Origin of the sequence: Streptomyces griseosporeus (genome assembly GCF_014656055.1) — a bacterium.
GTDB lineage: Bacteria > Actinomycetota > Actinomycetes > Streptomycetales > Streptomycetaceae > Streptomyces > Streptomyces griseosporeus.
This window is the reverse complement of record NZ_BNBR01000001.1, coordinates 876,896-887,798: the sequence shown is the minus strand read 5'-3', so window position 1 is coordinate 887,798 and position 10,903 is coordinate 876,896. Positions and strand designations below refer to the sequence as shown.

Sequence of the window (10,903 nt, the reverse complement as noted above, 5' to 3'; positions counted from 1 at the left end):
CCGTCCCGGCCCATTGGAGCATCCGCATGCATGACGACCGCACCCTGGTCGAGGCCCGCCTCAAGCGCGTCCTGGACGAACGAGTCCGCCCCGCCGTGTACCCCGCGTCCGTACCGCTTCAGGTGGCGGTGTGGCACGCGCCCGGCGAGCCGGTGCCGGTCGCCGAGGGCCTGGCCGCGACGCCCGAGCCGATCGCGGTGGGCGCCCGCTGGGGCGCCCCCTGGGGCACCAGCTGGTTCACGGTCACGGGGACCGTGCCCGAGGACTGGGCCGGGAAGACCGTGGAGGCGGTCCTCGACCTCGGCTTCGACGAGAACATGCCCGGCTTCCAGTGCGAGGGCCTCGTCTACCGCCCCGACGGCACCCCGGTGAAGGGCCTCAACCCGCGCAACCAGTGGGTGCGCATCGGCGCGCCCGTCGCGGGCGGGGAGGAGGTACGGCTGCACATCGAGGCCGCCTCCAACCCGGTGATCCTCGACTACCACCCCTTCGTGCCCACCCGGCTCGGCGACAAGGAGACCGCGGGCAGCGAGCCGCAGTACACGCTGACCCGGATGGACCTGGCCGTCCTCGACGAGACGGTGTGGCAGCTGGTGATCGACCTGGAGGTGCTCGGCGAGCTGATGGCCGAACTGCCGGTCGACTCCGCCCGCCGGCACGACATCCTGCGCGCCGTCGACCGGGCCCTGGACGCGATCGACCTCCAGGACGTGAACGGCACGGCGGCCCGCGCCCGCGCCGAGCTGGAGCAGGTCCTCGCGTCCCCGGCCGTGCCCTCCGCGCACCGGATCAGCGCGGTCGGGCACGCGCACATCGACTCGGCGTGGCTGTGGCCGCTGCGGGAGACGGTCCGCAAGGTGGCCCGGACGACGTCCAACATGACGGCCCTGCTGGAGGACGAGCCGGAGTTCGTCTTCGCCATGTCCCAGGCGCAGCAGTGGGCGTGGGTGAAGGAGCACCGGCCCGAGGTGTGGGCGCGGGTGAAGAAGGCGGTGGCGGACGGGCGGTTCGTGCCGGCCGGCGGGATGTGGGTGGAGTCGGACACCAACATGCCGGGCTCGGAGGCGATGGCCCGGCAGTTCGTGCACGGCAAGCGGTTCTTCCTCGACGAGTTCGGCGTCGAGAACGACGAGGCCTGGCTGCCCGACACCTTCGGCTTCGCCGCCGGGCTGCCGCAGATCATCAAGGCGGCCGGGTCCAGGTACCTGCTGACGCAGAAGATCTCCTGGTCGCGGACCAACAGGTTCCCGCACCACACCTTCCGCTGGGAGGGCATCGACGGCACCCGGATCTTCACCCACTTCCCGCCCGTCGACACCTACAACTGCTCCATGAAGGGCAGCGAACTCGCCCACGCGGCCCGCAACTTCAAGGACAAGGGCCGCGCCCGGCACTCCCTCGCCCCGACCGGCTGGGGCGACGGGGGCGGCGGCACCACCCGCGAGATGGTCGCCAAGGCGGCCCGGGTGAGGAACCTGGAGGGCTCGCCGACCGTGGTGTGGGAGACGCCGAAGGCGTTCTTCGTGAAGGCGGAGGCCGAGTACCCCGAGCCGCCCGTGTGGGTGGGCGAGCTGTACCTGGAGCTGCACCGCGCCACGCTGACCAGCCAGGCCCAGACCAAGCAGGGCAACCGGCGCAGCGAGCACCTGCTGCGCGAGGCCGAGCTGTGGGCCGCGACGGCCGCCGTCCGCACCGGCTTCCCCTACCCCCACGAGGACCTGGACCGCATCTGGAAGACGGTGCTGCTGCACCAGTTCCACGACATCCTGCCCGGCTCCTCCATCGCCTGGGTGCACCGCGAGGCACGGGCCACGTACGCGCGGGTCGCCGCCGAGCTGGACGGGATCATCGAGGCCGCCCAGCGGGCGCTGGCCGGGGAGGGGGAGCGGGAGCTGGTGTTCAACGCGGCCCCGCACGAGCGCGCCGGGGTGGCCGCGGGTGGGGCGGGGGTGCCGGCGGTGTCCGGCCGTACGACGCTCACCGCCCGCGAGGACGGCGGGTTCCTCCTGGACAACGGCCTGCTGCGGGTCGAGGTCGACGGCCGGGGCCTGGTCGTCTCGGCATACGACACCGAGGCCGACCGCGAGACCGTCGCGCCGGGCCGGGCCGCCAACCTGCTCCAGCTGCACCCCGACTTCCCGAACATGTGGGACGCCTGGGACGTCGACGAGTTCTACCGCAACACCGTCACCGACCTGACCGGCGCCGAGTCGGTCACGGCCGGGGAGGACGGGGCGTCGGTGCGGATCGTCCGCGCCTTCGGCGACTCCCGCGTCACCCAGGTGCTGTCGCTGCCGCCGGGAGAGCGGCGGCTGGTGATCGACACGGAGGTCGACTGGCACGAGACGGAGAAGTTCCTGAAGCTGGCGTTCCCGCTGGACGTGCACGCCGAGCGGTACGCGTCCGAGACCCAGTTCGGGCACGTCCACCGCCCCACCCACACCAACACCTCCTGGGAGGCCGCCAAGTTCGAGGCCTGCAACCACCGATTCGTCCACCTGGAGGAGCCCGGCTGGGGCGTGGCGGTCGTCAACGACTCCACCTACGGCCACGACGTCACCCGCACCGTCCGCGCCGACGGCGGGACGACCACGACGGTGCGCGTGTCGCTGCTGCGCGCCCCGCGCTTCCCCGACCCGGAGACCGACCAGGGCGTCCACCGCTTCCGGCACGCGCTGGTGCCCGGCGCGGGGATCGGCGACGCGGTCCGTGAGGGCTGGCGGATCAACCTGCCCGAGCGGCGGCTGACCGGCGGGCGGGAGGTGGCGCCGCTGGTGGCGGTGGACCGGGACGCGGTCGTGGTGACGGCCGTGAAGCTGGCCGACGACGGCAGCGGCGACGTGGTCGTCCGCTTCCACGAGGCCCACGGCGGGCGGGCCCGCGCCACGCTGACCGCCGGGTTCCCGGTCGCCGGGGCCACCGTCACCGACCTGCTGGAACGCCCGCTGCCGGACGCGCCCGCCCCGGCCGTCGACGGCGAGCGGATCGCCGTACGGCTGCGGCCGTTCGAGCTGGTGACGCTGCGGCTGCGGCGGGCCTGAGACACACGTTCGGGGCCGGCCGTGCCGCGGTATGGGCGGCCGGCCCCGGGGTCCCGGGTTCTGCGGCTACGGCCCGGTCCGCCCCCGCAGCACCCACTGGGCCGCCGACCTCGCACAGGAGCACATCGCATGCGCGACTTCGACAGACGCAGCGGCGTCACCGTCACCCGACTCGCCCTCGGCACGGGCGCGTTGGGCAACCTGTACACGCCGGTCTCCGACGAGCAGGCGCACGCCGCGGTGGACGCCGCCTGGCGGCACGGCATCCGCACCTTCGACACCGCCCCGCACTACGGCCTCGGCCTCGCCGAACGCCGCCTCGGTGCCGCCCTGCGCGAGCGGCCCCGCGCCGCCTACACCCTCTCCACCAAAGTCGGCCGCCGCCTGGAGCCCCACGATGGCGGCGGCGACGACCTGGCCCACGGCTTCGCCGTCCCCGCCACCCACCGCCGCGTCTGGGACTTCAGCGCCGACGGCCTCCGCCGCACCCTGGAGGACAGCCTCACCCGGCTCGGCACCGACCACGTCGACGTCGCCCTCCTGCACGACCCCGACGACCACGGCGAACAGGCCTTCCACGAGGGCTACCCGGCGCTGGAGCGGCTGCGCGCCGAAGGCATCGTCGGCGCCATCGGCGCGGGCATGAACCAGACGGCGATGCTCACCCGCTTCGTCCGCGACACCGACGTGGACGTCGTGCTGTGCGCCGGCCGCTACACCCTGCTCGACCAGAGCGCCCTCACCGACCTGCTGCCCGAGGCGCGGCGGCGCGGCACGGCCGTGCTGATCGGCGGCCCCTTCAACTCCGGGCTGCTCGCCGACCCCACCACCGCGGCGACCTACGACTACCGGCAGGCGCCGCCCGCCCTGCTGGACCGCGCCCTGCGCCTGAAGGCGGCCGCCGAACGGCACGGCACCACCCTGCGCGCAGCCGCCCTCGCGTTCTGCGCCGCGCACCCGGCCGTCGCCGCCGTCCTCGTCGGCGCCCGCTCGGCCGCTGAAGTCGACGACTGCGTACGGCAGTACCACACTCCCGTGCCGGCCGGACTGTGGGCGGAACTGCGCGAGAGCGGCCTGCTGCCGGCCGACGCGCCCGTGCCGGGGGAGGAGGCGCGGCCGTGACCGTGGGACGCCCTGGTCGCGGACCGCGTACGGCGCTCAGATCCGCTCGGCCGTCTCCGCCAGCCGGGTCGGCGGCAGGAAGTCGCGCACATACGTCCGCTCCCAGCAGGCGCCCGTCTCCCGCAGCTCCCGCCAGGTGGTGAACCGGTAGTGGAACAGCCGGGCGCGGATGTAGCGGGGCGGCGCGTCGGGCGGGAACGGCGAGCGGCGCAGCAGCCGCAGCGTGGCCCGGTCGCCCTCCAGCAGCCGCTCCACCAGCGCCCCGAACCACGGCCCGGCATAGGCCGGGGACAGCGCGGCGAACCACATCAGCCAGTCCAGGCGCAGATGGTACGGCGCGAACTGGCGCGGCCAGCGCCGCGGATCGCCCGGCTTGCCCCGGAACTCGTACGCCCGCCAGTCGGAGTCCTCGCGGGCCACCGCGTCGGCCGTGCCCTCCACCACCAGCTCGTACCGGACCCGGTTGACGCTGCCGAACGCGCCGTAGGTGTTGACCAGGTGCAGCGGGTCGAAGGAGCGGTTCATCACCTGCCGGCGGGAGACCATGTTGGCCACCGGGCGGTAGCTGAGGAACAGCAGCAGCGCGGCGACCGCGAGGACCAGCACCTCGAACCAGAGCGGGGCCGTGTCCGGCGCGGACGCCGGGGCGCCGCCGCCGGGGAACCGGATCGCGGACATCGCCAACACGATCGTGATCCAGTTCAGCCAGGAGAAGTTGCCGGACAGCACCAGCCACAGCTGCGTGAGGATCATCAGGGACGCGGCGGCCGTCGCCACGGGCTGCGGCGTGAACAGCAGGACGGGCACGGCGAGCTGGGTGACGTGGTTGGCCGCCGTCTCCACCCGGTGCAGCGGCCTCGGCAGATGGTGGAAGAACCAGCTCAGCGGGCCCGGCATGGGCTGCGTCTCGTGGTGGTAGTCCAGGCAGGTCAGGTTCCGCCAGCACGCGTCCCCGCGCATCTTGATCAGTCCCGCGCCGAACTCGACGCGGAAGAGGATCCAGCGCAGCAGGAACAGGACGACGACAGGCGGCGCCACCTCGTCGTTGCCGAGGAACGTCGCGAGGAAACCGGTCTCCAGCAGCAGCGACTCCCAGCCGAACGCGTACCAGGTCTGGCCGACGTTGACGATCGACAGGTACAGCGCCCACGGCACCAGCCACAGCGCCATCGCCGCGCCCAGCGGCAGGTACCCGTCCACCCCGGCCAGCAGCGCCGCCGACACCGCGCAGCCCGCCCAGGCGCAGCACGCGAAAAAGCGGTCGGAGTAGTGCAGGTGGAACAGGCTCGGCGCCCGCCGGAACGGCACCCGCGCGACGAACCGCGGCACCGGCAGCAGGCCCCGCTCGCCCAGCAGCGCCCGGAACTGCAGCGCCGCCGTCAGGAACGCCACCAGGTACACGCCGGCCAGCGCCCGCTGGAAGACCAGCCGGCTCAGCCAGTAGTCGGGTGCGATGAACCAGTCCACGGCCGTCCGCTCCTCTTCTCCATTCTGACGCCCCACCCTCTCATCACACTCTGTAGCCGATCACTCCGTTTGCGTCACCCGGCGGGGTGACGCAGACAATGGGACGCGACAAGAACCGGCAGACCGGGACGGACTGCCCTCGACGAGGCGGGAGAACCTGGTGCGTACACCCACCGGACCCTTCGCCATCGCCTGCGCGCTCGCGGCGGCGCTCCTCGTCGCCGGCTGTGCCGGCGGCGACACCCGGCCCCACGGCGACCTCCTCCTGGAGCCGGTCGCGGACCGCGGGCCCGACCCGTTCACCGAGTCCACGGCCGCCACCGGGCTCGTGCTGACGGCGGAGGGAACACCGGCGTCCACCGCGCCCGCCCCCGACAGTGGCGCCCCGGCGGCCCTCGCGGGGTGCGCACCCTGTCCGGAGCCACCCCCGGCCTCTACGGCGGCACCCACCGCGTCGCCTCCTGCGATGTGGAGCGGCAGATCCGCCTGCTCGCCGCCGACCCGGACCGCACCCGCGCCTTCGCCCGCGCCGAGGGCGTCGAGCCGGCCGCCGTCCCGTCGTATCTGCGCGGCCTGACCTCCGTCGTGCTGCGCGCCGACACCCGGGTCACCGGCCACGGCTACCGCGCCGGGCACGCCGACGCCCGGCAGGCCGTCCTGCAGGCGGGCACCGCCGTCCTCGTCGACGACCGCGGTGTGCCGCGCGTGCGCTGCGCCTGCGGCAACCCGCTCGCCCCGCCCGTCGCGCTGCGCGGCGAGCCGGGCATCGCGGGGCACGCCTGGGAGCGGTACCGGCCCGCCGAGGTCGTCGTCGTCGCCCCGGCACCGCAGGTCGTCACCCACTTCACGCTCCTCGGTCTCGCCGACCGCGCCTGGATCGAACGGCCGGCCGGTCACCGCGCCGACCGGGACCGCCTCGTACCGCCCCCGGCACCGCCGACCCCCTCGTCGCCGGAGCCGAGTACCCCGCCGACGGGCACCCCCAGCCCCTCGGCGCCGGACCCGGGTACGCCCACGGGCGACGCCTTCGGCACACCCCCGCCGGACGGCCTGGGCACCCCCGAGCCGTACGACAGCCCTCCCGGCGCCACCCCGCGCCGGCCGGACGCCACGGCGCCCTGGGACACCGGCCCACCGGCCACCGAGCCGCCGGACGGCGAACGGGACGGCGCCAGCCGCCGGCCGGTCCCCGCGCAGCCGTCGCCGCCCGGCCCCGGCCGGCCGCCCGGGATCCCCGCACCCACCGACGAGGCCGGCCCCGACACCGTGCCGGACCTGCCCGGCCTGCCCGACGGCGGCGGACTGGTCCCCGACGGCACCGACGCGCCCGCGGACCCCACCGGCACCGTGTTCGGCAGCCCCACCGACGTCTTCGATGCCTGAGCGGACCGGCCGGGGCGGCGAACCCCTCCGCCACCCCGGTCGAACAATCGGACAAAGCCTGGCAAGGTGTCCCCATGGCTGATCGGGGAGCGAGCGCCCGGTCACTCCCGGACGACTGGCCCGCCCACCCGGATCCGATCCTGGCGCTCAACCGCATGGGCAGCTTCGACTGGGACCTGGACACCGGCCTGTTCCACATGGACGCCCAGGCCCACGAGGTCTTCGACGTGCGCCCCGACGAGTTCGACGGCCGCCCCGAGTCGCTGGGCGTGCGGGTGCCGCCCGGCGAGGGCCGCCGCCTGGACGCCCTGGTCGCCCAGGCCATCAAGGACGGCAGCGAGAACTACGGCACCTACTTCCGCCTGCGCTGCCGCGACGGCACCCTGCGCTGGACCCACACCCAGGGCTACATCCGCCGCGACGACACCGGCCGCCCCCGCCGTATCGTCGGCATCGTCCGCGACGCCACCAGCGAACTCGACGAGCTGGCCACGCGCCGCGACGAGGCGGCCCTGGACCACGCCCGCCGCCGGCAGACCAGCGTCGTCCAGCTCGCCACGGCCGCCCTCGCCCACGCCCGCACCGTCCAGGACGTCATCGACGTCCTCAAGGACACCCACGGCCTCACCCATCTCGGCGCGACCAGCCTGGTCATGGGACTCGTCGAGGCCGGGCGGATCCGGCTCGTCGCGGAGGGACCCGAGGGCAGCTTCGTGCCCGGCACCCGCGTCACCCGCATCGACGAGCCCTACCCGATGGGCGAGGTCGTGCGCACCCTCAGCCCCCGCTTCATCGAGTCCCCGGAGGAGTTCGCCGCCGGCTACCCGGTCCTGTGGCCGCACCTCACCGACCTGGACATCACCGCCGCCGCCTACCTGCCGCTCATCGTCCAGGCCCGCCCGATCGGCGCGATGGGCCTGCTCTACAGCGACCGGCGCACCTTCACCGCCGAGGACCGCAACATCCTCCTCGCGCTCGGCAGCAGCATCGCGCAGAGCCTGCAACGGGCCATGTTCTACGAGCAGGAGATGGACATCGCGCAGGGCCTCCAGCAGGCCATGCTGCCGCGCACCATCCCCAGCGTGCCCGGCGCCGACGTCGCCGTCCGCTACCGCGCCGCCACCGTCGGCGGCTCCCTCGGCCGGGACATCGGCGGGGACTGGTACGACCTGATCCCGCTGCCCGGCGGCCGGGTCGGCGCCGTCATCGGCGATGTCCAGGGCCACGACACGCACGCCGCCGCCGTCATGGGCCAGCTGCGGATCGTGCTGCGCGCCTACGCCGCCGAGGGCCACACCCCGGCCACCGTGATGGCCCGCGCCTCCGTCTTCCTGCACGAGCTGGACACCGACCGCTTCGCCACCTGCCTGTACGCCGAGGCCGACCTGGCCACCGGCGTCGTCCAGGCGGTCCGGGCCGGCCATATCGACCCGCTGGTCCGGGACGCCGACGGCACCTGCCGCCGCGTCCCCGTGCCCGGCGGGCTGCCGCTCGGCCTGTCCGCCGAGTTCGGCAGCCTGGACTACCCCGTCGCCACCCTCGAACTCGACCCCGGGGCCACCCTCGTGCTGTGCACCGACGGCCTTGTCGAACAGCCCGGCACCGACCTCGACGACGGCATGCGGGCGCTCGCCGCGCTCGTCGCGGCCGGACCCGAGGACGTCCGCGCGCTCGCCGACCGCTTCATCGAGGTCGCCGAGGACCGCGGCGGCGACGACGACGTCGCCCTGCTCCTGCTGCGCCGGCGCGGCCTGCGCACGCCGCGCACCGGCGGCCGGCTCCAGCAGCACGTGGCACCCGGCGACCCCGAGGCCCTCACCGGCGCCCGGCACATGATCCGCGCCGCCGTGCGCACCTGGGGCGCCCGGGACCGCGCCGACGAGATCGAACTCGTCGCCGACGAGCTGATCACCAACGCCCTCATGCACACCGAGGGCGCCGCCGTCGTCACCCTGCGGGTGCTCACCGGCGCCGAACGCCGGCTGCGGGTGGAGGTCGAGGACTCCTCCAGCGCCCTGCCGCGCCGCCGCGAGGCCGGCGAGTCGGGCGTCTCCGGGCGGGGACTGCTCCTGGTCGACCTGCTCACCGACGTGTGGGGGGTGGAGGCGCGCGGCGGCGGCAAGTGCGTGTGGTGCGAGTTCGCCGTGCCGGGCCCGTCCGGCGACTGAGTGGCAAGCTGGACCCATGCCGGAACTCCCCGAGGTCGAAGCGCTGAAGCACTTCCTCACCGAGCACCTGGTCGGCCACGAGATCGTCCGGGTGCTGCCGGTCGCGATCAGCGTCCTGAAGACGTACGACCCGCCCCTGACCGCCCTGGAGGGCGCCTCCGTCACCGCCGTGCACCGGTACGGCAAGTTCCTCGACGTCGCGACGGACGCCGGCCCGCACCTGGTCACCCACCTCGCCCGCGCGGGCTGGCTGCACTGGAAGGACCGCCTGCCCGACGGCCCGCCCCGCCCCGGCAAGGGCCCCCTCGCGCTGCGGGTCGCCCTGGAGACCAGCGCCGGTTTCGACCTGACCGAGGCCGGCACGCAGAAACGCCTCGCGGTGTACGTCGTCGACGACCCGCAGCGCATCGAGGGCGTCGCCCGGCTGGGCCCCGACCCGCTCGCCGCCGACTTCGACGAGGAGCGGCTGGCCGCACTGCTGGCGGGGGAGCGGCGCCAGATCAAGGGCGCCCTGCGCGACCAGAGCCTCATCGCCGGGATCGGCAACGCCTACAGCGACGAGATCCTGCACGCGGCGAGGATATCGCCGTTCAGACTGGCCGCGTCCCTGACCCCGCAGGACGTCCACCGCCTCTACGAGGCCCTGAACACCACGCTGTCCGAGGCCGTGGAGCGCTCCCGGGGCGTCGCGGCGGGCCGGCTGAAGGCGGAGAAGAAGTCCGGGCTGCGGGTCCACGGCCGCACCGGCGAGCCCTGCCCCGTCTGCGGCGACACCGTCCGCGAGGTCTCCTTCAGCGACTCCTCCCTGCAGTACTGCCCGACCTGCCAGACGGGCGGCAAGCCCCTGGCGGACCGCAGGCTGTCGCGGCTGCTGAAGTGAGGCGGGCCGGCAAGGGTGCCGCGCACTCCGCGGGCTCGGGTGGCCCGGAGCGGTGTCAGCGCGGGCTGAGGGTCACCAGGTGCTCGCCGTCCGCCGTGCGGACCTCGTAGCGGGCGATCTCGTCCGGGTGCAGGGCCGCGCCGCCCTCGACGGTGTCGGGACGGGCGTCGTGCTGCTGGGCGCGCCAGCTCGTCACGGTCTCCTCGGAGCCGTCCCGGCCGATCACGACCAGCCGGCAGGTCCGCGGGCCCGCCCCGTCCTTCACGGTCAGCTCCACCCGGCTGCCCCAGTCCTCGTCCGCGGTGGTGACCTGCGCCCACACGCCGGTGCGCTCGTCGGTCGCGGCGACGCGGACGGGGTGCGGGCCACCGCTCGCGAGGAGGGCCGTCGCCGGCCCGGCGACCGCGAAGACGACCGACGCGGCCACGGCGTACAGCAGCCTCCGCCGCGCCCGGCGGTGCCGGGCGGTGATCTCGGCCAGCAGCCGGTCGAGCAGCCGCGGACCGGGCCGCGCCGCGGGGTGCACGGTGCGCGGTGTCGCCCGCCGGTAGAGCATCAACTGCCGTGTCACGGGACCGAATTCGGTCACCCGGGCGGAGCAGTCGACGCATTCCATGAGGTGGTCCTCGAAGCGGAAGGCGTCCGCCTCGTCCAGCACGCCGAGCGCGTACGCGGCGACGTCGCGATGCCTCTCCAGGGACCTCATGCGCATCCTCGTGCCGTTGAGTGGGGGTGGGGTTACTCCTTGCTCCCACCCGTACGCACCGGACCGCCGAATCACTCAAGCCCCGCGCAGAATCGCAACCAAGAGATTCGGAGCGGGACGGCCCCCGGATTGGTCC

At 74.5% G+C, this 10,903-nt stretch carries 7 protein-coding genes; 5 read left to right on the top strand and 2 right to left on the bottom strand.

Going from position 1 to position 10,903, the window contains the following annotated elements; genetic code table 11:
* The first annotated feature begins 26 nt into the window (after nt 1-26).
* Nucleotides 27-3,041, top strand: a complete 3,015-nt coding sequence (locus IE308_RS03995) for an alpha-mannosidase (protein ID WP_190216596.1) — start codon at nt 27-29, stop codon at nt 3,039-3,041.
* A gap of 129 nt (nt 3,042-3,170) precedes the next feature.
* Nucleotides 3,171-4,163 (top strand): aldo/keto reductase, encoded by a 993-nt coding sequence (locus IE308_RS03990; protein WP_190216595.1) that lies wholly within the window; start codon nt 3,171-3,173, stop codon nt 4,161-4,163.
* Nucleotides 4,164-4,199: 36 nt separating this feature from the next.
* On the opposite strand, the gene IE308_RS03985 is transcribed toward IE308_RS03990, so the two are convergent.
* Nucleotides 4,200-5,630: a lipase maturation factor family protein gene (locus IE308_RS03985; protein ID WP_190216594.1), complete on the bottom strand. Its 1,431-nt coding sequence runs from the start codon at nt 5,628-5,630 to the stop codon at nt 4,200-4,202.
* Between the two features lie 402 nt (nt 5,631-6,032).
* On the opposite strand from IE308_RS03985, the gene IE308_RS03980 reads away from it, so the two are divergent.
* The 3 genes from IE308_RS03980 to IE308_RS03970 all read left to right on the top strand — a co-directional run bounded on the left by IE308_RS03980 (nt 6,033) and on the right by IE308_RS03970 (nt 10,061).
* Entirely contained in the window at nt 6,033-7,013 is a 981-nt protein-coding gene (locus tag IE308_RS03980) for a DUF6777 domain-containing protein (RefSeq protein ID WP_229908692.1), read from the top strand.
* Nucleotides 7,014-7,087: 74 nt separating this feature from the next.
* A complete protein-coding gene (locus tag IE308_RS03975; protein ID WP_190216593.1) occupies nt 7,088-9,181 on the top strand; it encodes a SpoIIE family protein phosphatase in 2,094 nt (697 codons plus the stop codon).
* Between the two features lie 16 nt (nt 9,182-9,197).
* Nucleotides 9,198-10,061, top strand: a complete 864-nt coding sequence (locus IE308_RS03970) for an Fpg/Nei family DNA glycosylase (protein WP_190216592.1) — start codon at nt 9,198-9,200, stop codon at nt 10,059-10,061.
* A gap of 55 nt (nt 10,062-10,116) precedes the next feature.
* Here IE308_RS03970 and IE308_RS03965 read toward each other — a convergent pair whose 3' ends face one another.
* Nucleotides 10,117-10,767 (bottom strand): zf-HC2 domain-containing protein, encoded by a 651-nt coding sequence (locus IE308_RS03965; protein WP_190216591.1) that lies wholly within the window; start codon nt 10,765-10,767, stop codon nt 10,117-10,119.
* Nucleotides 10,768-10,903: the final 136 nt, after the last annotated feature.

Excerpts from the sequence above, each read along its gene's own strand:
- IE308_RS03995 (WP_190216596.1), top strand. The coding sequence starts at position 27 with ATGCATGACGACCGCACCCTGGTCGAGGCCCGCCTCAAGCGCGTCCTG.
- IE308_RS03990 (WP_190216595.1), top strand. The coding sequence starts at position 3,171 with ATGCGCGACTTCGACAGACGCAGCGGCGTCACCGTCACCCGACTCGCC.
- IE308_RS03975 (WP_190216593.1), top strand. The coding sequence starts at position 7,088 with ATGGCTGATCGGGGAGCGAGCGCCCGGTCACTCCCGGACGACTGGCCC.
- IE308_RS03970 (WP_190216592.1), top strand. The coding sequence starts at position 9,198 with ATGCCGGAACTCCCCGAGGTCGAAGCGCTGAAGCACTTCCTCACCGAG.
- IE308_RS03965 (WP_190216591.1), bottom strand. The coding sequence starts at position 10,767 with ATGAGGTCCCTGGAGAGGCATCGCGACGTCGCCGCGTACGCGCTCGGC.